Below are 20,538 nucleotides of genomic sequence, written 5' to 3'. Positions count from 1 at the left end.
GTCAGGGAATGGGTTTGTCCAGCCAGCCCAGCAGGGCCTTGTGGAACCGATCCGGCTCTTCCATCTGCGGGGCATGCCCCAGATTGGGGAACTCCACCAGGGTTGAGCGGGGAATCAGCCCGGCGGTCTGCTTGCCCAATACCTCGTAGTGGCCCAGTTTGGCCTTTACCGCCGGCGGCGCGATGTCGCTGCCGATGGCGGTGGTGTCAGAGGTACCGATCAACAGCAGGGTGGGTACGGTCAGGTCCTTGAACTCGTAATAGACCGGCTGGGTGAAGATCATGTCGTAGATCAGCGCTGAGTTCCACGCCACTTGCGTATGGCCCGGCCCCTTGTTCAAACCGGCGAGCATGTCCACCCAGCGGTCGAACTCAGGTTTCCAGCGGCCGGCGTAATAGGTCGTGCGCTCGTAATTGCGAATGCCCTCGGCGGTGACTTTCAGCTCACGGGCGTACCATTGGTCCACGGTGCGGTAGGGCACGCCCAAGGCTTTCCAGTCTTCCAGGCCAATGGGGTTGACCATTGCCAGGCGCTCGACCTGATCGGGGAACTGCAAGGCGTAACGGGTGGCGAGCATGCCGCCGGTGGAATGGCCGAGGACGATGGCTTTCTGTACTCCGAGGGCCTTGAGCAAGGCCTGGGTGTTGGTCGCCAGTTGCTGGAAGCTGTACTGGTAATGCTCGGGTTTGCTCGATGTGCAGAAGCCGACCTGGTCCGCGGCGATGACCCGGTAGCCGGCTTCGCTCAGTACCTTGATCGAATCGCCCCAGGTGGCGGCGCAGAAATTCTTGCCGTGCATCAGCACCACGGTGCGGCCATTGACCTTGCCTTGGGCCGGCACATCCATGTAGCCCATCTGCAACGATTGGCCCTGGGACTGGAAGGCGAAGTGCTTGAGGGTATAAGGGTATTCGAAGCCCTCCAACTGGGCGCCGTAGGCCGGGCCTTCCGGCGGATTGGCGGCCTGGGCGAGCAGGGGCAGGGCGGCGCTGAGGAACAGGCTGGGCAACCAGCGGGTGGGTGTTCGGGACATGGTCAATCTCCTTGTGGCCGTCGCCGATCCTGGCGCGACCCGATTATGGCGACATTAACCACAGGCAACCGAACGGCCCAAATGTTCAACCCATCCAGCCCAGCGTGGCGAGGGCGAGAGCGCCGTAGCGCAGGCCTTTGGCAACGGTCACGATCAGCAGGAAGCGGCGGCACGGCTCGCCCATCACCCCGGCCATCAGGGTCAATGGATCGCCGATGATCGGCAGCCAACTGAGCAACAGCGACCAGCGGCCAAAGCGCTGGTAATGCGCACGAGCCTTGTCCAGATGCGCAGGGCTGACCGGAAACCAGCGCCGGTCCTTGAAATGTTCCAGGCGCGTGCCCAGCCACCAGTTCACCAGCGAGCCCAGGACGTTGCCGAGCGTGGCGACCCCCAGCAACAGCCCGACAACGTGGCGCTCGCTGAGTAACAGGCCGACCAACAAGGCCTCCGATTGCAGGGGCAGCAAGGTCGCCGCGCCAAATGCCGCCAGGAACAAGCCGATATAGGCTTCGCCCATCAGCGGGCCGGGTAATCCGCCACTACGGTTTGGGTCCCGTCTTTTTTCAGACCGATCACTTGATAAGCGTCGCTCATGCCGTCCATTTCCATGCCGGGCGAGCCCATGGGCATGCCCGGTGCGGCCACGCCGAGCAGGTCATCGCGCTTGCTCAGCGCCAGCACCTGGTCGGCCGGGACATGGCCTTCGACGAATTTGCCGTTGATTTCGGCGGTGTGGCAGGAGCGCAGGTTCGGCGCCACGCCCAAGCGTTGCTTGACCGAACTCATGTCGGCCTCGACATGGTCATTGACCTTGAAACCGTTTTCTTGCAAATGCGAGATCCACTTTTTGCAGCAGCCGCAATTGGCGTCGCGATGCACATCGATGAAGACCGGTTCCGCGGCCTGGGCCAGGGTGGTCATGAACAGGGCGCTCAAGGCGAGCAGATGCAGGGGGTTGGCCATGAAGGAGGTCTCGTGTCGAACGGTTTGGCGCAAGGATAACAGAGTAGCGGGCACGAGCTGACAGGGGCCTGAGGCGGGGATTGCAGAGTTGTCAGGTTGGGAGGGCGAATACAGTCCTGTGGGAGCGAGCTTGCTCGCGATAGCGGTTTGTCAATCACAACCTTGCAACTGATCCGACGCTATCGCGAGCAAGCTCGCTCCCACAGGGGGATGGTGAGGTTTTAGCGCACCTTGAACCGACCCATGATCGCATTCACCCGTGTGTTGGCTTCCAGCAGTTGCCGGGTGTTGGTTTCGCTGGCCAGGCCACTTTCCACCAGTTCCTCCACCATGTGGCGGATTTGCACCATGCTGCGATTGATCTCCTCGGTTACTGCGCTTTGTTGCTCAGCGGCCGTGGCGATCTGGGTGCTCAGGCTGTTGATCTGGCTGACCGAGCCGGCCATTTCGTCCAGGCCCGAGTTGACGCGGGAGGTCGCGTCGGCGGCCGACTGGCAGCTGGCCTGGGTGTTTTCCATGGCCGAGACCGACGAGCTCACGCCTTGGGTCAGGCGGGTCAGCATTTCGTTGATTTCCGAGGTGCTGGCCTGGGTGCGGGCGGCGAGGGCGCGGACTTCGTCGGCCACCACGGCAAAACCACGGCCTTGCTCGCCGGCCCGGGCGGCCTCAATGGCGGCGTTGAGCGCCAGCAGGTTGGTCTGCCCGGCGATGGCGCCGATCACACCCAGAATCTCGGTGATGCGCTGAGCGTCCTGTTGCATGCTCTCGACCTTGCGGGTGGCGCTGGCCACTTCATCGATCAAGGCCACCACACTGTTGGAGGCTTCACCGACCACCACGCGGGAACGATCGGCATGCTCGTTGGCGCGTTGAGTGAACGCCGCGGTCTCGGCCGCGTTTTGCGCGACGCTTTCAGCCGTGGAGCTCATCTGGGTGATGGCCGTCACGGTCTGGTCGGTTTCCGAGGCGTGGCGCATCAGGATTTCGCTGGTGTGGGCCGAGGTCCGCTGCAGATCGCCCAGGCTCGACGCCATGGCGCCGGTGGCCTGGGTGACTTCACCGATCATGCCTTGCAGGTAAGCGATGAAGCGGTTGACCGAGTGACCGATCGCCCCCAATTCATCCTCGGCCCGGATGGTGATGCGTCGGGTCAGGTCGGCATCGCCCGTGGACAAGGCGTCGATGTTGCCTTTGAGGACTTTCATGCGATTGGTCAACTGGCGGATCGCGTACAGCTGCATCAAGACCAACAGGATCACCATCGGGACCTGCAGCAGGCTCAGCGTGCTCAGTACGTCATCGCGCTGGGCCGTGATCAGGCGGGTCGGCAATGCGGTGGCAAGGAACCACGGCGAACCTTCGATAGGGCGCATGAAGAAGGTACTGGCCTCGCCCTTGTTGTCGAACTCCACACGTTGCAGCGGCTGGTCGCGCTTGGCCAGGCCTGCCTTGACCTGAGCGGCGAATGGCGAGGTGGCCGCCAGTTCGCTGATGTTCTTCAGCACGATCGGCCCGCTGATGCGCGAACTGTTGCTGATGATCTTGCCGTCGCCTTCGACGATCAGCATCTCGGCGCTCAGGTCGGCTTCCTTGCGTGCCACCAGCTCATTGAAGAAGCCCAGGGTTACGTCGATAGTGGAAACGCCGTAAGGCACGCCGTTTTTCTGGATGGCCATGGCGCAGTTGGTGCGTGGTTCGGCGCTGGCGTCGTCTTTGTAGGCCGCGGCCCAGGCGCATTTGCCCGGTGGGGTGGCCATGCCGCCCTTGTGCCAGGGTTGTTCGTAATAGTTGGGCGCGGCGTCACTGTTCCAGAAGGTATTGACCACCAGTTTGCCGGACGCGTCGCGGTGCCAGAACGTACTGAATTTGCTGCGTCCCTCGGCTCGCTGGTTGGGCAAAGGCCAGATCCCGCCGCCGAAGACTTTCAGCTCGCCGTACTGATCCACCAGCCCCGGCAACACTTTGTCGATGGCATCGCTGTCGAGCAGCGGGATGGTCTGGGTAATGCTGCGTTGCTGCGCCTGCACTTTGTTCAGTTCGCCCTGGATTTGTTCGGCAACCTCGGCGATGCGGTTAAGTGCCACTTCCTCTTCAGTCTGGCGCAGCTTGGGCGCGACCAGGTAACTGATACCCACCACGGTCAGGAGGGACAACACCAGCATGAAAACAACCAGAAACAGGGTATAGCGAGCCTGAATCGTTCGGAGTGAGGGCATACGGAGAATCCTTGCACGAAGGCGATTTTCTGAAACTGGCGAATGGGCAGTTCCGTATATATCGGCCTGGGAGGACGCAGCTTTAGATGTCAGTCAGCCAAGGGATAAAACGAGCGGATTGCACGAAGGCGGGCCTTCGGCTGTACCATGGGGCCCCGTTGGTGAGTCGTCATGCCGGCAAATGAGGTATGGATCGGCAAGCCTTCGGATACAGAACGGATACATTCAGGAAATTGGCAATGACTCATTCGCAACGTTTGAAATACTCGATTCTGATCGTCCTCGTCGTCCTGGCAATCATGCTCGGGCTGTCCTGGATGCAGGGCAAGGGCATGATCAGCGAGCAGCTGTTTCAATACATCGCCATTGCCGTGGCGGTCATCGTGGTGGTGATCAACGGCGTGATGCGGCGCAAGGTCAAGCCCTGAGCGCCGGTTTCATTCCTCGGCCTCGAGCACGGCCATCGCGCTGGGGTGCAGGCGGTAGCTTTTATCGGGGTTGAGGGTCACGACACCCTCGCTGCACAGGCGCTTCAACACCTCGCGCACGCTGAGAAAGGACAACGGAATGTCCAGCCCCAGTAACTGACTGTGCACACCACGCACGCCCAAGCAGCGGTTTTCGTGGGCGGCCTTGAGCAACGCGTCGATGACTTTGAGGCGAATCAGGCTGGTCCTGAGCCCGAAGCTCTTGAGCAGGCGCCTGATATGGTCATTGCCGCCGCGCTCTGGCGGCCTCTCGAATTCACGGTGGGTGGCGCTCAGCGAGACGCCGGTCGGCCTTGGCTTGCCCTCCATGGGCAGTTGCGCGTTACGCATGCAGAAACTCCTTACCAGCCAGATCAGAAAAGGTCACGAATACTCTCCTGTTATAGGACGAACGAGGATGGGCAATCATGAGGGTGGTGATGTGAAAAAATTGCCCCTGCTTCGTCAAACCCCCGTATTCAAGCGGCGTGTGGCCATTAATTTTTTTTCATCCGGTTCGTTTTCAAGGTAGGCACATTCCGGTTCAGCATGCGGCGTGTGATTTCCCAGGCGGGCCGAGTACTTGTCTACTGGCGCACCGGTAGCCGTCCTGGTTTCTGCAGTTTTCATCAGGAGTGAACGTGAGAATGTCCGGGCAGTTATCGAGGGTTGGCCTTGCGGGTGCTTTTTTAGGGATCGCCCTCGGGCTCAGCCCCGTGGTCAATGCACAGGACGATGGGCAGCAGGCCAGTGCCGAGATCCGTCGCACCCGTTTTGGCGTGCCACATATCCGGGCTCAGGACGAGCGTGGGCTGGGTTATGGCATCGGTTATGCCTACGCCCAGGACAATCTGTGCCTGCTGGCCAATGAGATCGTCACGGTCAATGCCCAGCGCTCGCGTTATTTCGGGCCCGAGCAGGTCACGGTGGAGCAGCGGCAGAACCGCGTCAGCGATCTGTTTTTCAGCTGGCTCAACACGCCGCAAGCGGTCTCCGGTTTCTGGCAGGCCCAGACGCCTCAAGTGCAACAACTGGTCGAAGGCTACGCGGCGGGCTACAACCGCGCGTTGGCCGAGCTCAAGGCCAAGGGCCTGCCCGAGCAATGCGTCAGCGACTGGGTGCGGCCTATCACCGCGCTGGACCTGGTCAAATTGACCCGTCGGTTGTTGGTGGAAGGCGGCGTCGGCCAGTTCGCCGAAGCCCTGGCTGGCGCGCAACCGCCCCAGGCGACGGCACTCGCGCACCCCCAGGTCGACGGTTTCGCCGCCGCCGCAACCCGGCAGCAGCGTTTCGCCCTGGAGCGCGGCAGCAATGCCCTGGCCATCGGCAGTGAGCGCTCGTTCAACGGTCGCGGGATGTTGCTGGCGAACCCGCATTTTCCGTGGGTGGGCGGCATGCGTTTCTACCAGATGCACCTGACCATTCCCGGCAAGCTGGATGTCATGGGGGCGGCGCTGCCAGGCTTGCCGATGATCAATATCGGTTTCAGCCAGCACCTGGCCTGGACCCACACCGTCGACAGTTCCAAGCATTTCACCCTGTACCGGTTGCAGCTCGACCCGAAAGATCCGACCCGCTACCTGCTCGACGGCAAATCCGTACCGATGAGCCAGCAGACCGTCGCGGTGGACATCAAGCAACCCGGCGGCCAGGTGCAGACGGTTTCTCGTGTGGTCTATGGCTCGCAGTTCGGCCCGATCGTGCAATGGCCCGGTCGGCTGGACTGGGACAACCAGTTCGCCTACAGCCTGCGGGACGCGAACCTGGAAAATGATCGCGTACTGGCCCAGTGGTACGCCATGAACAGGGCGGTCACCCTCAAGGATTTGCAGGACGCGGTCCATAAGATCCAAGGCATTCCCTGGGTCAATACCCTGGCGGTGGACGACCAGGGGCAAAGCCTCTACATGAACGTGTCGGTGGTGCCGAACGTCGACGCCGACAAACTGGCCCGGTGCAGCGATCCCAGGGCCGGATTGCAGCTTATCGTGCTGGATGGCAGTCGTAGCGAATGTGCCTGGGGCAGCGATTCCAACGCGGTGCAAAAGGGCATTTATGCCGCCGACAAGCTCCCGCAACTGCTGCGCCGCGATTATGTGCAGAACTCCAACGATTCGGCCTGGATGGTCAACCCTGCGCAGCCGTTGTCCGGTTTTTCCCCAGTGATCAGCCAGCAAGGCCAGCCGCTGGGCCTGCGGGCGCGTTTTGCGCTGGAACGGGTGGGCCAACTGGCCAAGGGCGGGCCGGTGAAGGTCGAGGATTTGCAGCGCATGGTCATGGACGATCAGGTTTACCTGGCTGACCAGGTGATGCCGGATCTGCTCGGCGTTTGCGTCGCAGACCTGGGGGGCGATGCATCGGCATTGGCCGAAGCCTGTGCCAGCCTCAAGGCCTGGGATCGCAAGGCCGGCCTGAACAGCGGTCTGGGATTGGTGTACTTCCAGCAGATCATGGAGCGGCTGCAGGCGGTGCCTGATTCATGGCGCGTTGCGTTCGATTCCAAAGACCCGCAACACACCCCGCGTGGCTTGGCGATCGAGCGACCGCCGGTGCTCAAGGCTGTGCGCGAGGCCATGCTGGCTTCGGTGGAGGCAGTGAAGGTTGCGGGGTTGTCGAAGGACAGCCAGTGGCAAGACGTCCAGGTGGCCAGCAGCGGCAGCCGACAGACGCCGATCCACGGCGGCCCCGGGGAGTTGGGCATCTATAACGCGATCCAGAGCGTGCCGGGGGCGAACGGCAAGCGGGAGGTGGTCAGCGGCACCAGTTACCTGCAAGTGGTGACGTTTGACGGTAAAGGTCCGCAAGCCCAGGGGTTGTTGGCGTTTTCCATTTCCAGCGACCCCGCTTCACCGTATTCGACCGACCAGACCCAGGCGTTTTCGCAGAAGCAGTGGAGTGTGCTGCCTTTCACCGAACAGCAGATCGAGGCCGATCCGCATTATCAGGCCGTGATTATCCGTGAGCGTGATGAGGCGGGCAGGGTGGCGACGCAATAACCGCGGTTGTGCTTGCAGGCGTCATCGCGAGCAAGCTCGCTCCCACAGGGGATTTCTGGTGGTTGGGAAATGACACCAACAGCGATCCAAACTGTGGGAGCGAGCTTGCTCGCGATGGGGGCGGTACTTCAAGAACGAGTCAGGCTGATTCACCGCTATCGCGAGCAAGCTTTGCTCCACAGGGGAGCCCTTCAGTTATTGGACCGGCCGCTGCCCGATGGAATTGAGCACCGGGTTGCCGTCCTTGTTCCGGGTCAGGTAGACCGGCAGGACTTTGGGCAACGAAGCCACGAGGTTCTGTACTTCGCTGATGTTGTAGACACCGCCGACACGCAGGCCGCCGGTGCTGGTGTCAGCCAGCATGACGGGACGCTCGAGGTAGCGGTTGATCAGCGGCAGCGCATCGCTCAGGGCGAGGTCATCCAGCACCAGCTTGCCGTTGCGCCACGCCAGCGAGCTGTCGTTCGGGGCTGTCTCGCGGACTTGGGGCTGGTGGTCGCCCGCCTTGTAGCTCGCCTGCATGCCCGGCGAGAGTTGCAGGCCGTTACGGGTGAGCGCTTGGTTGCTGGTGACCCTGACCGAGCCTTCCACCAGCGTGACCCGCACCTGGTCCTGGTACATCCAGACGTTGAAGCGAGTGCCGGTCACACGCACCTGGCCTTGGCCTGCGCGCACCACAAACGGATGCTGTTTGTCATGGCTGACGTCAAAAAACGCCTCGCCCTTTTCCAGGGTGACCCGGCGCTCGTTCTTGTAATTGGCGAAGGTCAGCTCGCTGCCCAGGTTGAGTTCCACCTGGCTGCCATCGCTCAGGGTGATATGGCGCACGCTTGTGCCGGCTTCGAACCGCTGGTAGGAATTGGCGATCCAGTCCAGGTTCCAGCCAGTGTAGGCGGCCAGGGGCAGGCCGACGACGAACACCGCGGCAGCGGCAGCCAACCGGCTCCAGCGTGACCGGGGCCTGGGCGCTGGTGTGGCGGCGGCTGCCTCGACACGCGGCAGATGATCGGCAACATCCCAGATTTCCTGCATGGCTTCGTATTCGAAAGCATGCAGGGGATCGGCATCATGCCACTGCTTGAATGCCTGCCGTTCGGCGTCGGTGCAGTCGACGGCATGCAATCGCATGCACCAATGGGCTGCGGCATCGGTAATGGCGTCGTATTCGGCTTCCGAGAGAGTATGTTCGGTCATTGATTCGTCCTGGTTTGCCGCATTCTAACCTTCGGCATGAGCTGCCGAGAACTGCCGTCATGGCGTTTGCGCATCAATGAGTCTGTTTTTTCGCTCAAACATCAGTCGTAGCCTACCGTCGCATACCTTGCGTGAAAAAAAGATCAACAAGCCCCCTCTTGTGTAACTCACGGCACGGCAAGTTGCCGGGAGGGACTCGCATCGAGTTGCCGCCCTAGTTCACAAATCAATAGTGTGATCGAGTCGGCGTTGCGGAGTATGACGTCGATGCGCTTGCCCGGCAAAATCGGATCCAGAAAATCATCTCGGGCGATATCCATGGTTCTGGCGCCAGTGAGCTTCAGGATCTCCCGGGTTGTTTCTTTGTATAAAGGCAGCAGCTCCAACTTCTTGTAGGTGTTGTCTGCGCTATCCCATTGCGTGAACAGTTTGAATTTTGGGGTGGTCAACGAAAGTCCGTTGAGCTGCAGCTCCTTTTGCTTGGCGTATTGCACTTGCCCTAGATAAGTCGTTGTCGAAATCAAGTCGAGGAATGGCAGTACCGCGTCCAGATAGATGATATCGAGGGTATCGAACAACTGATGGGAGACTTCATGGATGAAGGTCGCTGCCTGGGCATGGGCGTCGACATTAAAGGTGCCGGGGACGACGGCCTTGTACCCATCCAATCCCATGTCGAAGAAGAACTGTGTGAGGTAGATTCTTCCAGCGGCGGTCGGTTCGAGCACGAATGCAGTGGCTCTATCCTCCAGGTGCTTGAGGTGGCCGACAACAATGCGGTTCGCATTTTGCAGTTCCCAGGAAGGATCGGCCAATGCCTGGCATATCGGTGAGATCGCTGTCTCTATTTTGCTGATAAGACTGGCATCGACGTTGCTGACACCAAAAAACAATCTAAGGTAGCTGTCCAGTCGAGAGCCCGGAAGAACGTGTTGCTTGAATTGATGGAGGTTGTGGAGGGCATTGAACGAGTAGAGTCGCGCGGTCTCCAGTGCTTGCACGATCGCATTGGCCCGATGGGGATATTTCCGGCGTATTTCCGTCATGCCCCGCGCTTCAATATTCAACGAACCTTTGGCCTTGAAGTCGCTATAGGTGATGGCCATCTTCGACCCGGCCTTGCCAAAGCGGATGGTTTGGCGTTGTGGGTCGATCCCCCATGTCCGGCCATCCGGGGACCTTTTCAATAACGGCCCCTCACCCTGTTCATGGATGATTCGCCAGGTTTGGCCGGCTTTTGCCACTTGAAAGACTTTGCCGGCCAAGGGGATATAAAGCTTGCCGTTTTCCATGGCCTTGTAAGTTCCCTCAGCCAGGTTTTTTTGCAGGCTGGACAAACTGACGCCCGTGGCTTCGAAGACGCCCAGGTCGGTACGCAGTTGGCTGGTGGAAGCGATGTCCTTCCAGGTGAGCGCCGATGGGACAGTTGGCAAGGCGGGGTCAACGGGATCGAGCAGGCCGAATGTATCGTCGCGATTGAGCAGGCCCAGCGAGACCATCTCGGCGGCGCCGGCGATGAAGTTGTGCAAGCCGGTTTTCCAGTCATGCGCTTGCAAGGCTTCGGAAGACGCTTTGAAGTCTTGGTAGCTTTCCCACAGCGTTTCTATGAACGTCAGTTTGCCCGGCAACTGTCTTCCCACTAACCGGATGCCCGAGCTGAACAGGTGCAAGGCGGTATTCCAGTCGAATTGGCGCTTGTCCTGTGCCTGGGAACCCAACAGTTCTGCCAGCAACCTCGTGTTGTCATCGAACAGCGTGTCGAGCAGGTTTGTGCGGATAGGGTTGGAACCCAGGGTGATTTCCGAAAGGTGCCCGAGTGTCGAAGCGAACAGGTTCTTGAAAAGGGCTTGCTGGTCCTCGGGAAGCCGGCGGACCAGCAAATCCTGGAGCGCGCCGGGCGTGTTGAATGCCGCGACCACACTCGCTTCGTCCTTGAACTCGGTAAAGCAATGACCTGAGTGATAAGGGGCATACAGAACAAGGGGGGTGGTTGCCCGGGCGCTCGAACCCACCAGATAAAGGCCAAGGGCCTTGACCGCCGCCGCGCCACCAGTCTTGATCAGTTCCACTGGACGAAACACTGCACTGGCACCTTCGACCGCGCTACGGGCTACGGCATCCGGCATGTCCAGTACCTGGCGAATCAGGTCGAATGCTTTGCTGGAGAGATGTTGCTGCAGGTGCCGGGCGTGAGCATGTTGCAGCAGTTGCCAGGGGAGTTGCCGGCGGAATCGTCGCTTGCTTTGCAAGACTGGCGCGGCGGAGCCGGACAGCCTGTCCATGACTTGTGCTTTATAGGCGGTGGGAATATCCAATGACGATAATATTTGCCTGACCGCCATCTCGTTCAAGCCGTCAGGCAGTTTGTGCGTGGAGGTTGACGAGATCTTGAAGCCGTTTCGGGTCACATCGACATGATGCAAGGCAAAGTCGGTCAACGCGCTGGCCGGCCCCACGACGGCAAGGTCCGGCGTGATCTGCAGGGTATCGGGGTCGAGGTTTTTTCCAGGGAAACGTGCGTCCAGTAACGCTTTGAGTTTTTTATGCACGTAGATGCGCAATGGCTCGATACCGTCGAGGTAGTCCTTGGCCTCGGCATCGACCACGCTGTTCTTGTACTGCTCGAGCACTTCGATATGCAGGCGTTGATCTTCCAGGGACGCCGTACCGAGCCAGGCGGGCAGTGTCTGTTGCCGCCGGTTGGCTTGGGCGATGTCCACGGCGCGCTTCAGATTGGTGGGCGCGCCTTTAGCCAGCAAGGCGTCGAGGCTGTTGCGCAACGCCGATCCGCTGAGTTTCCAATCCCCGATTTTCAATGTGCTCAAGTAATTGCGCTCGGCCTTGAACTGCTCGATGAACGAGTTCATCCGATTTACCAGCACATTGTCTTCCAGCAGTTCATAGGCCTGGAGTTGGTAGCGTCCGTGGGGCATGCGTTGAGCGGGCGCCAGGTTCGAGAGCCAGGCAAAGCGTGTTCGAGTGTCCAGCAGGTTTTTGTTCAATTGCTCCGTGGCCAGGTCTACGCTCGCAAAAGCCTGTAGGCCGCCAGTGGGGGACCAAAGGATGGCCATGCCCGAGTAGGGGGTATCCAGGCCGCCGCGCTCGGTCATTAAAAAACAGTTGGACAGGCGTAGGGAAATCACACGCTCTTCAGTACGGCACGTCAGCTTCAACGCATAGACATCTGGTTGAAAGCCTCTGATGCCCAGGCGTTGCGTGCGGTCCGGGTAGTCGCCGTCGTAGGCGAAAACGTTCCTGATCAAGTCATGGGCGGCGGTCGGCAGCGTTCCGTCACGTTCTCTGAGTTCGGCCTCGGCGCGCAGGCCCAGTGAGAAGACGTTGGTCAGTTCAGGCAGTAGTTTGTCCAACCCGCTGTGTAGCGAGGCGGTGTTGGCGGGCGGCAGCTTGATGAAGTGGGTGTGAAAAGTGTCTTCGACATCGGTGTAGCTCCTGATCTTCCTCTCCAGTTGGTCGGCCATGAAGCTGGACGGTCGCAAGTCCCCGTAAAACGCCGGTCGTGTGCCCCAATGCCCATCGGTTTTCTGGTCCAACAACCTTTTGTTGATCAAGGTGCGGATATCCAGCGCCTTGTCGATGAGTGAGTGGAGATTGATGTCGCCCTGGCGGGACATTTCCAACGCGTAGTGCAAGTTGTCCAGCTGTTTGGCAATGATCGCGTCAGCCAGGGATTCAGCCACTGGCAAGTTCACCGATTCGCCCGACACGTGCGGCTGGTCGAAGCGTAGAAAACGGTTGCGTTCTTCCAGGCTCAAGAGGTTGTAGAGCGCTTGCCCGGGCTCGACTGTGGCCGGGGGCTTGAGCAGCGCATCCTTGAAACCCAGGTAGTTGGCGACCTTCTGCAGGCCGTGGCTGGGGGTGTAGAGATAATGATCCTTGCCGCTGATCATCAACGAACCCGCCAGTTCGACGAAACGCGGCGCATATTCCCAGAGGCGAATCGTTTCGATGAACAGAAGTGGCTCTTCCCGACGCGAAGGCCTGAACAGTCGAAGCAGCTCCTGGCTTTGGGCCTGGGTCAGTTGTCCTTTTTCGCGCTCGATCAGGATCGCGGCCTGCAATGCGTCGCGAATGACGCGGGCAAGAAAGTGGCGGCGCGACAGGTGGAAGGGGCTGTTCGCCTCCCAGTAGGCATCGATGCATTGGCTGAGCTTTGGGATCAGGTTCCTGGCCGTAGCCTTGATGATGCCTTCCCATTGTTGCGCCGTGTGCGCGCTGATGCCGGGGTGTGTCAGGTCGACGTCATGCCCGGCTGGCCAACCCTGATGGTGAAAGTACACCAGCACGGCGTCGCTCAGCGCAATGCTCTCAGTGACCGGGATTGCATGGCTATCGCCCAGCGGGCCACCCTTGCGCAAGGCGACGCGGGCCTGTCGTTGATCGAAGTCGGGAAGCCGCTCGTTCAACGCCTGGTCGAGCATCGAGGTCAGTGTGGGCAGTTTGATCAGCTCATCCACCATGGCCAGGGCATTGAGGCTCTGGGCGTGTTCGATGGATTCGATCTGTGCCTGGAAAACGTCTTCGTCGATGATCTGGCTGGTTTGTGTGATGTCGGTGCTGCTGTTCAGTTCGCTGCGCTGGGCAATCGACAGGTAGCGAAACAGTTCGTCGCGCCCCGTGGCGTCCTGCAGCATTTCATCGATCTTGTTTTCCAGGGCTTGCGGGTCGCTGAACTGGGTAATCCCCCTGTCCGGCGTGTAAAGGAACGCAGACTTGAGGTCGGCTCCGTCGGTATCTGGCAGGGCCTTGAGGATAAAGCAGCCGACCAATGGAATCGGCGCTTTGTCCTCGGCCTGGAGCTGGATCGTCTCGGCGGACATCGGCGGCCTCTGCGCCGCACGTTGCGCATGGCTGGGCAGGGAGACATGGTGCAACCAGTCGAGGTCGGCTTGGGTCAGCCCGTGGGGAGCGGTCAATTCGTCCAGGCGAGTGGCGTTCAATACCTCGGGAAATAGCAGTGGCGTGGTTTCAGTGGTCATCGTTGCTTCTCGATCAAGGCGCCGCAAGACGGCGCGAATGGGGCGCAAGCGTTCAGGCTAGGCAACGATGGATGGGCAAAGGTGGTACATAGTTATTGCACGCCAGGCTTCTTTGATCTGCGGTGGGGAAGGATTGACAGTGCGCGCCTGAAACAGTGTTTAATCACCGGGTGGGTTCTTCACGCTGTTGCTACCTCCAACAATCATTCCGGAGCTTCAGATGTCCGCGCCATCCGATCATGCCGCTTCTTGCACCCTGTCCTTCGATGCTCTGGTGAGCTTGCTGGAGAAGATTTTCCTGCGTCATGGCACGTCGACCGACGTCGCCCGGTGCCTGGCTGAAAACTGCGCCGGGGCCGAGCGCGACGGTGCCCATAGCCATGGCGTGTTTCGCCTTCCCGGTTACGTCTCGACGCTGAGCAGCGGCTGGGTCAACGGCAAGGCCGTGCCGGTAGTCGAAGATGTGGCCTCAGGGTTCGTCGCGGTGGATGCCGGTAACGGCTTCGCCCAGCCAGCCCTGGCTGCGGCGCGGCCATTGCTGGTGGAAAAGGCCCGCAGCGCCGGTATCGCCGTCTTGGCCATTCGCAACTCCCATCACTTCGCGGCGCTCTGGCCGGATGTCGAGCCGTTTGCCTACGAAGGCCTGGTGGCGTTGAGCGTGGTCAACAGCATGACGTGTGTGGTGCCCCATGGCGCGGATCGCCCACTGTTCGGCACCAATCCCATTGCCTTCGCCGCACCACGGGCCGACGGTGAGCCGATTGTCTTCGACCTGGCCACCAGCGCCATCGCCCACGGTGACGTGCAGATTGCTGCACGCAAGGGCGAGTTGTTGCCGCCGGGCATGGGTGTGGACAGCCTCGGTCAACCGACCCGCGACCCCAAGGCGATTCTCGAAGGCGGAGCGCTCCTGCCGTTTGGCGGACACAAGGGCTCGGCGCTGTCGATGATGGTCGAGCTACTGGCGGCGGCCCTGACCGGGGGGAACTTTTCCTTCGAGTTCGACTGGAGCAATCATCCGGGCGCCAAGACGCCATGGACCGGCCAGTTATTGATCGTGATCGACCCCAGCAAGGCCGCCGGACAAGACTTTGCCGAGCGCAGCCGGGAACTGGTCAGACAGATGCATGGTGTCGGGCTGCGGCGGTTGCCGGGTGACCGTCGTCATCGCGAGCGCAGCAAGGCCAATGAGCAGGGGATTGTCCTGGACGAGCTGACTTTGGCGCAGTTGCGGGAATTGGCGGGCATTTGAACCACCGGCTTTTATCGAGGCCTTGCACTGTCGTGACACGTTGCGCCAAGCCTTCTACTATGACGGCTTCTTTTCTCTGGAATCGCCTGGATGAGTAAGCCCGGCCAAATGGTGCTGGTTGCGCTGCGCAAGATGATCGCCTCGGGTGAGTTGGCCGCTGGCGAGCGCTTGATGGAAATTCCCACGGCTGAGTTGTTCGGCGTGTCGCGCATGCCGGTGCGCATGGCGTTCCGCACCCTGGAGCAGGAAGGGCTGCTGGTGCGCTTTGGCGGGCGAGGTTTTCAGGTGCGTTCGGTCAGTGCCGAGCAAATCGCCGGGGCTGTGGAGGTACGTGGCGTGCTGGAGGGCCTGGCGGCACGGCAGACGGCTGAGCATGGCTTGTCTGAAGAAGCGCGCGCGATACTCGAGCAATGCTTGGTGCAGGGGGATGAACTGTTCGCCAAAGGTTATGTGACCGAGGATGACCTGGAGGTCTATCACGACCTCAACATGCGCTTTCATCAGGTGATCGTCGAAGGCAGCCACAACCCGGCGATCGCCGATGCCCTGGCTCGCAACGATCATCTGCCTTTCGCTTCAGTCACCGCCTTGGCGGTGGATCGCCAGAACATGGCCGGCGAGTTTCGCCGCTTCAACTATGCCCACATGCAACACCATTCGGTGTTCGACGCCCTGATCAATCGCCAGAGCGGCCGTGCCGAGGCGATCATGCGCGAGCATGCCAATGCGACCCTGCGCTACGCCGAAGTGTTCGGCTCGACGCTGGCTGACGAGCGGATGACGGTGATTCTGCGTTCGGAGTAACTCGCCCGGCAGATTTCTCTTGCCCAGATCCCTTGGGGGAGCGAGCTTGCTCGCGATAGCGTTGGGTCAGTCGCCATCAATGCCGCAGAGCCGGCGTCATCGCGAGCAAGCTTGCTTCCACAGGATTCGTCCTTAGAGATCCAGCACCAGCACCGGGGTTTTTGATCTGGAACAACACGGTGTGAACTGGTCGTTGCAGGCCTGTTCAGCCTCGGTCAGGAACATGTCCCGATGCTCCGGCACGCCTTCCAGCACGCGGGTCAGGCAAGTGCCGCACACGCCTTGTTCGCAGGAGATCAGGATCTCGATGCCATGGCTTTCCAGCACCTGCACCACACTGCGGTCCGCCGGCACGTCGAAGACCTGGCCAGTGCGGGCGAGCTTGACTGAAAAGCTGCCGTCGGCACGAGTGTCGGTAGGGGCGGCGGCGAAGTATTCGCGGTGCAGGCGGTCTTCCTGCCAACCCTGGCCCTTGGCGGTGTCTAGGATGTGCTGCATGAACCCACCGGGCCCGCACACGTAGAGGTGCAGGTCGTCATCGGGTGCGGCCAGCACCCTGGCGGCGTCCAGCAGGGTTTCTGGTTCTTCATCGAAATGCAGAAACACCCGGTCAGCGTAAGGGGCCTGGCGCAGGCGTTCGACAAAGGCAGCACGGTCTCGGGAGCGGGCGCAATAATGCAGCTCGAATGCCGCTCCGCTCTGAGCCAGGTGCTCGGCCATGCAAAGGATTGGCGTAATGCCGATGCCTCCGGCAAACAGCAGGCTGCGCCGGGCCTGGGGCGCAAGGGAGAACAGGTTGCGTGGTTCGCTGATGTGCAAGCGCATGCCTGGCTGGATCAGCTCATGCAGGCTGCGCGAACCACCGCGGGACGCCGGGTCCTTGAGCACCCCAATGAGGTAGCGATGCCGTTCCTCGGGATGATTGCACAGCGAGTACTGGCGAATCAGCCCGTCGGGCAAGTGCACATCGATATGGGCGCCAGCGGTGAAGGCCGGCAATGACTCACCGTCGACACGGGTCAGCTCGTAGCTGCAGATATCGAGGGCTTCGCGGTGTCGCGCCGTGACCTGGACTTCGATCATGGCCGTTGCTCCGCCAGTTGTGGCTGTTGACTGCTGGCGATCAGGCCGGCTTGAGGTTCGCGCTCCCGTGCGATCCAACGCTCCAGCACCCGCCGGGACTGCACGCCGCCAGCATCGATGTTGAGCTTGAGCAAGTTGCGCTGCGGGTGGTCCAGCAGGTTGCGTTGCTGGCGTTCGAGCATTTCCAGGTCCTCGCTGAAAATCTTGCCTTGGCCTTCGCGAATGGACGCGGTGAGTGCTTCATCCTGCGGCTGGAAGTGCCGGGCCATGCCCCAGAAATACCAGATCGAGGTCTCGGTTTCCGGTGTGATGAAATCCACCACGATGCTCGACGCCTTGAACTGCGGCGCGGCGTGATAACCGCCGTTGCCGGCATGGGCCACGCCCACTTCGATCAGCACATGGCTGGGCGGGGTGAAGCGGCAGATCTGCCAGCGGTCCACCGGTACGTCGTCGGCCAGGTTGTTGCCGCGCAGGGCCATGCGCCAGAAGGGCGGAGCCATGATGTTTTCCATATGGCGGGCGGTGACCACTTCATCGCCTTCGACGGTGGTCACTGGTGGCGCCTCGTCGATTTCCTTCTGGCCGATGCTTGAGGCGTGGACGTAGGTTTCGTGGGTCAGGTCCATCAGGTTGTCGATCATCAGGCGATAGTCGCACTGGATATGGAACAGGCCGCCACCGTAGGCCCATTCATCACTTTCGGCCCATTCCAGATGATGGATGAGGTCCGGGTCGGCCAGCGCCTGGTCACCGGGCCAGACCCAGATGAAGCCATACCGTTCCTGCGCCGCAAAGGTCTTGTTGCAGGGGAATCCCCGTACCCGTTGCCCCGGCATCTCGACGGTCTTGCCATCACCGCCCATCACCAAGCCGTGATAGCCGCACACCAGGTTGCCGTTTTCGATGTAGCCCAGGGACAGCGGGGCGCCGCGATGAGGGCAGAAGTCTTCCACGGCTGCGACCTTGCCTTCGTGCCCCCGGTAAAAAACCATCTTTTCACCACAAATCTGGCGACCCAGGGGTTTGTCGGCGATTTCATCGGGGGTGCAGGCAACGTACCAGGCGTTCTTGGGGTACATGGCGGATCTCCAGGCGGATGTTGTTTTTGTCTGTGGATCCATTAACTCTCTTAACTAATTTCCTTGTCAACGTTTTTGCTGAATAAATGGATGATTGGTTTGTTTAGTGGATCCATTAGTGGCCGGTGGACGATCGCAGGCCGCTGGCATCCGGGGCTTCATTGAACGGCTGCAGGTGCGCTATGGTTCGCAGAACGAAGTATTCCTGGACCTGCTGGGCGGGTGTCTGATTGTCTTGCGGGCTTGCTGCTGCACAACACGGAGTGATTCATGAAGACCAAAGCGGTACTCACTGAGCAGGACGTTGCGCAATTGCTGGTGGCGGCCAAGGAGCTGGCGCACCAGCGTCAATGGGCCGTTTCGGTCTGTGTGGTGGACGACGGCGGTCATCCCCTCGGGCTGTTGCGCCTGGACGATGCCTCGCCGTTATCGGCCTACATCGCGACGGAAAAAGCCCGCACCGCCGCCATGGGCCGGCGCGACAGCAAGGTTTTCGAAGACATGATCAATGGCGGTCGCTACGCGTTCCTCAGCGCTCCGCACCTGCAGGGCATGCTTGAAGGCGGCGTGACGATCCGTCATGACGGTCAATGCATCGGCGCCATTGGCGTGTCCGGGGTCAGGGCCGAGCAGGATGCGGAATTGGCGCGGCTGGCAATGGAGGCGGTGCTGCCTATAACCCCGCAAGCCTGACGCTGAGGACGAGGCTGATAACCTGTGGGAGCGGGCTTGCTCGCGAAGGCGGTGTGTCAGTCGATGCATGGGTTGGCTGATACACCGCCTTCGCGAGCAAGCCCGCTCCCACCGGGAATTGCACAAATCTTCCAGACGTCATCCCTACGAGCGGTTAATCTGCTTCGGTCGGGTACACAAAACGAGGCGGCTCATGACGGCGCGCAACTGGATCGATCTCAAGCAGGACGCCACGTCCGGTATCGAGACCGTGCGCGCGCATTTCGAGGGGCATGCCTATGATCCCCATTGGCATGACACCTACCTGGTGGGCGTGACCGAGCAGGGTGTGCAGCAGTTTCATTGCCGCCGCCAGCAGCACAACAGCACGCCGGGTAAGGTGTTCCTGCTTGAGCCCGGCGAGTTGCATGACGGCAATGCGCCCCACGACCATGGGTTTACCTACCGCACGTTGTACCTGGAGCCCCAATGGCTGGAGCGCGAGTTGCGGTCCTTGTTCGACGGGGCGCCGGACAACGCCCAATTGGGATTCGCCGCTACCCTGACTGACGATGCGCGGCTGGCGAGTGCCACGGCCTTGGCCTTCCAGAGCCTGCATGAGCAGGAAATCCGCATCGTGCGCCAGACGGCCCTCGACACTCTATTGGCCAACCTGACCCAACACCTGCACTGGCGGGCGCGGATCAACCCGGATCCGCGGTTGCCATTGGTGGCGCAGCAGGCCCGGGATTACCTGCACAGCCACCTGAGCGACGACATCGGTCTGGACGACCTGGCGCGGGTCACCGGTGTGGATCGTTTTCGCCTGAGCCGTGCATTCAAGGCCGCTTTCGGTCTGGCGCCCCATGCCTATCTGATCCAGTTGCGCCTGGCCCGCGCCCGGCGCTTGCTGGCCTCTGGCGAGAGCGCCGGGACGGTGGCGGCCATGCTCGGTTTTGCCGACCAGAGCCACTTGGGGCGCTGGTTCCAGCGTGCCTATCGCCTGAGCCCGGCGGACTACCGCAAGCGCTGCTCAATTGTTCCAGACTGAGCGGGCCTTCGTGGGGATGATCGAGTGACGATCATTCACCGAGAAGTTGCTCCATGGACCAGTTACTGCCGTTTGCCTTGTTCGCCTTTGTCGCCTCCATCACCCCGGGCCCGACCAATATTCTGGTGCTGAGCCATAGCTCGCGCTTCGGCCTGGCCACCACCTTGCCGATCATCCTCGGCGCGTGCGCGGCGGCAGCCTTGTTGGTGCTCCTGGTCGGCACCGGATTGGGGGATGTGCTCGCGCGCCATGCCACGATTCAAACATTGCTCTCATGGGCCGGCATTGCCTGGTTGAGCTGGATGGCTTGGCAGATTTTCAGCGCCCCGGCCCAGGCCATAGACCCGGACCGGCCCGCCGAGGGCCCGCGACTGGGCCTGGCGGGAGCGGCCGGATTGCAGTTGGTAAATCCGAAAACCTGGATGATGGCGTTGGCGGTGGTCAGCGTGTTTGCCGGCGCCGAGGCTGACCGTACCGTGCGGGTGCTCTGGCTATCCCTGGCGTTTTTCGCGATTTCCATTCCGTGCATGACCCTGTGGGCCTATCTGGGCCTCGGCGCTGCCCGGTTCTGCCGTTCCGCTGTGGCGATGGGCCGGTTCAATCGGACCATGGCGGTGTTGTTATTGGCATCGGCGTGGTTGACCTTGGTGGTCTGAGAGATAGGAGGACTGGGAAGAATCGTTGTGGCGAGGGAGCTTGCTCCCGCTGGGGTGCGAAGCGCACCC

Annotated in this window: 15 protein-coding genes and 2 pseudogenes; 7 read left to right on the top strand and 10 right to left on the bottom strand. The window is 61.0% G+C overall.

Translation table 11 applies throughout. From position 1 onward, the window contains the following. Position 1: 1 nt before the first annotated feature. From BT125_RS06270 to BT125_RS29965, 5 genes and pseudogenes are all read right to left on the bottom strand, one after another. On the bottom strand, positions 2 to 1,033 hold the full coding sequence (locus BT125_RS06270) for an alpha/beta fold hydrolase (RefSeq protein ID WP_072405675.1): 1,032 nt from the start codon (positions 1,031 to 1,033) through the stop codon (positions 2 to 4). A gap of 85 nt (positions 1,034 to 1,118) precedes the next feature. Beyond that, a complete protein-coding gene (locus tag BT125_RS06265) occupies positions 1,119 to 1,553 on the bottom strand; it encodes a YqaA family protein (protein ID WP_072405674.1) in 435 nt (144 codons plus the stop codon). Continuing rightward, complete coding sequence (locus BT125_RS06260) at positions 1,553 to 1,999, bottom strand: DUF411 domain-containing protein (RefSeq protein WP_072405673.1); 447 nt, start codon at positions 1,997 to 1,999, stop codon at positions 1,553 to 1,555. The genes BT125_RS06265 and BT125_RS06260 overlap by 1 nt, the downstream gene beginning before the upstream one ends. Before the next feature lie 221 nt (positions 2,000 to 2,220). Further along, positions 2,221 to 2,748, bottom strand: a pseudogene (locus tag BT125_RS29970) (methyl-accepting chemotaxis protein); the annotation flags it as partial. Between the two features lie 333 nt (positions 2,749 to 3,081). Further along, a pseudogene (locus tag BT125_RS29965) lies at positions 3,082 to 4,161 on the bottom strand (cache domain-containing protein); the annotation flags it as partial. 293 nt (positions 4,162 to 4,454) lie between these two features. Here BT125_RS29965 and BT125_RS06250 point away from each other — a divergent pair. Then, complete coding sequence (locus BT125_RS06250) at positions 4,455 to 4,643, top strand: hypothetical protein (RefSeq protein ID WP_042731964.1); 189 nt, start codon at positions 4,455 to 4,457, stop codon at positions 4,641 to 4,643. Between the two features lie 9 nt (positions 4,644 to 4,652). Here the strand turns inward: BT125_RS06250 and BT125_RS06245 are convergent, their stop codons facing one another. Further along, a complete protein-coding gene (locus BT125_RS06245; protein WP_060742244.1) occupies positions 4,653 to 5,033 on the bottom strand; it encodes a hypothetical protein in 381 nt (126 codons plus the stop codon). A gap of 296 nt (positions 5,034 to 5,329) precedes the next feature. Here BT125_RS06245 and BT125_RS06240 point away from each other — a divergent pair, with 296 nt between their 5' ends. Continuing rightward, positions 5,330 to 7,678 (top strand): bifunctional acylase PvdQ, encoded by a 2,349-nt coding sequence (locus BT125_RS06240; protein ID WP_072405671.1) that lies wholly within the window; start codon positions 5,330 to 5,332, stop codon positions 7,676 to 7,678. A gap of 195 nt (positions 7,679 to 7,873) precedes the next feature. Here BT125_RS06240 and BT125_RS06235 read toward each other — a convergent pair whose 3' ends face one another. Further along, positions 7,874 to 8,872, bottom strand: coding sequence for a FecR family protein (locus BT125_RS06235; RefSeq protein WP_072405670.1), 999 nt, complete (start codon positions 8,870 to 8,872; stop codon positions 7,874 to 7,876). 167 nt (positions 8,873 to 9,039) lie between these two features. Then, complete coding sequence (locus BT125_RS06230; protein WP_072405669.1) at positions 9,040 to 13,869, bottom strand: dermonecrotic toxin domain-containing protein; 4,830 nt, start codon at positions 13,867 to 13,869, stop codon at positions 9,040 to 9,042. Between the two features lie 220 nt (positions 13,870 to 14,089). Between BT125_RS06230 and BT125_RS06225 the strand changes: the two genes are divergently transcribed. Next, positions 14,090 to 15,121, top strand: a complete 1,032-nt coding sequence (locus BT125_RS06225; protein ID WP_072405668.1) for an Ldh family oxidoreductase — start codon at positions 14,090 to 14,092, stop codon at positions 15,119 to 15,121. A gap of 90 nt (positions 15,122 to 15,211) precedes the next feature. After that, positions 15,212 to 15,925, top strand: coding sequence for a GntR family transcriptional regulator (locus tag BT125_RS06220; protein ID WP_072405667.1), 714 nt, complete (start codon positions 15,212 to 15,214; stop codon positions 15,923 to 15,925). 132 nt (positions 15,926 to 16,057) lie between these two features. Here the strand turns inward: BT125_RS06220 and BT125_RS06215 are convergent, their stop codons facing one another. Together BT125_RS06215 and BT125_RS06210 are read right to left on the bottom strand one after the other, a co-directional pair. Further along, positions 16,058 to 17,008 (bottom strand): PDR/VanB family oxidoreductase, encoded by a 951-nt coding sequence (locus BT125_RS06215; protein WP_072405666.1) that lies wholly within the window; start codon positions 17,006 to 17,008, stop codon positions 16,058 to 16,060. Continuing rightward, positions 17,005 to 18,090: an aromatic ring-hydroxylating oxygenase subunit alpha gene (locus tag BT125_RS06210; protein ID WP_072405665.1), complete on the bottom strand. Its 1,086-nt coding sequence runs from the start codon at positions 18,088 to 18,090 to the stop codon at positions 17,005 to 17,007. Before BT125_RS06210 ends, BT125_RS06215 begins: the two co-directional genes overlap by 4 nt. 270 nt (positions 18,091 to 18,360) lie before the next feature. Between BT125_RS06210 and BT125_RS06205 the strand changes: the two genes are divergently transcribed. From BT125_RS06205 to BT125_RS06195, 3 genes are all read left to right on the top strand, one after another. After that, positions 18,361 to 18,783 (top strand): GlcG/HbpS family heme-binding protein, encoded by a 423-nt coding sequence (locus BT125_RS06205; RefSeq protein ID WP_072405664.1) that lies wholly within the window; start codon positions 18,361 to 18,363, stop codon positions 18,781 to 18,783. 193 nt (positions 18,784 to 18,976) lie between these two features. Further along, the gene (locus tag BT125_RS06200; RefSeq protein ID WP_072405663.1) at positions 18,977 to 19,813 is read left to right on the top strand and encodes an AraC family transcriptional regulator; all 837 of its coding nucleotides are present in this window, start codon (positions 18,977 to 18,979) and stop codon (positions 19,811 to 19,813) included. 53 nt (positions 19,814 to 19,866) lie between these two features. After that, positions 19,867 to 20,469 carry a LysE family translocator gene (locus BT125_RS06195; RefSeq protein ID WP_072405662.1) on the top strand — a complete coding sequence of 201 codons (603 nt, stop codon included), beginning with the start codon at positions 19,867 to 19,869 and terminating at the stop codon, positions 20,467 to 20,469. Positions 20,470 to 20,538: the final 69 nt, after the last annotated feature.

It is taken from the genome of Pseudomonas sp. NFACC04-2 (assembly GCF_900119265.1).
In the GTDB taxonomy this organism is placed as follows: Bacteria; Pseudomonadota; Gammaproteobacteria; order Pseudomonadales; family Pseudomonadaceae; genus Aquipseudomonas; species Aquipseudomonas fluorescens_AA.
The sequence above is the reverse complement of the archived record's forward strand: the minus strand, read 5'-3'. Positions and strand labels throughout refer to the sequence as shown.

What these genes read in the sequence shown, in the direction of transcription:
- BT125_RS06270 (WP_072405675.1), bottom strand. Translation starts at nt 1,033, where the DNA reads ATGTCCCGAACACCCACCCGCTGGTTGCCCAGCCTGTTCCTCAGCGCC.
- BT125_RS06265 (WP_072405674.1), bottom strand. Translation starts at nt 1,553, where the DNA reads ATGGGCGAAGCCTATATCGGCTTGTTCCTGGCGGCATTTGGCGCGGCG.
- BT125_RS06260 (WP_072405673.1), bottom strand. Translation starts at nt 1,999, where the DNA reads ATGGCCAACCCCCTGCATCTGCTCGCCTTGAGCGCCCTGTTCATGACC.
- BT125_RS06250 (WP_042731964.1), top strand. Translation starts at nt 4,455, where the DNA reads ATGACTCATTCGCAACGTTTGAAATACTCGATTCTGATCGTCCTCGTC.
- BT125_RS06245 (WP_060742244.1), bottom strand. Translation starts at nt 5,033, where the DNA reads ATGCGTAACGCGCAACTGCCCATGGAGGGCAAGCCAAGGCCGACCGGC.
- BT125_RS06240 (WP_072405671.1), top strand. Translation starts at nt 5,330, where the DNA reads ATGTCCGGGCAGTTATCGAGGGTTGGCCTTGCGGGTGCTTTTTTAGGG.
- BT125_RS06235 (WP_072405670.1), bottom strand. Translation starts at nt 8,872, where the DNA reads ATGACCGAACATACTCTCTCGGAAGCCGAATACGACGCCATTACCGAT.
- BT125_RS06230 (WP_072405669.1), bottom strand. Translation starts at nt 13,869, where the DNA reads ATGACCACTGAAACCACGCCACTGCTATTTCCCGAGGTATTGAACGCC.
- BT125_RS06225 (WP_072405668.1), top strand. Translation starts at nt 14,090, where the DNA reads ATGTCCGCGCCATCCGATCATGCCGCTTCTTGCACCCTGTCCTTCGAT.
- BT125_RS06220 (WP_072405667.1), top strand. Translation starts at nt 15,212, where the DNA reads ATGAGTAAGCCCGGCCAAATGGTGCTGGTTGCGCTGCGCAAGATGATC.
- BT125_RS06215 (WP_072405666.1), bottom strand. Translation starts at nt 17,008, where the DNA reads ATGATCGAAGTCCAGGTCACGGCGCGACACCGCGAAGCCCTCGATATC.
- BT125_RS06210 (WP_072405665.1), bottom strand. Translation starts at nt 18,090, where the DNA reads ATGTACCCCAAGAACGCCTGGTACGTTGCCTGCACCCCCGATGAAATC.
- BT125_RS06205 (WP_072405664.1), top strand. Translation starts at nt 18,361, where the DNA reads ATGAAGACCAAAGCGGTACTCACTGAGCAGGACGTTGCGCAATTGCTG.
- BT125_RS06200 (WP_072405663.1), top strand. Translation starts at nt 18,977, where the DNA reads ATGACGGCGCGCAACTGGATCGATCTCAAGCAGGACGCCACGTCCGGT.
- BT125_RS06195 (WP_072405662.1), top strand. Translation starts at nt 19,867, where the DNA reads ATGGACCAGTTACTGCCGTTTGCCTTGTTCGCCTTTGTCGCCTCCATC.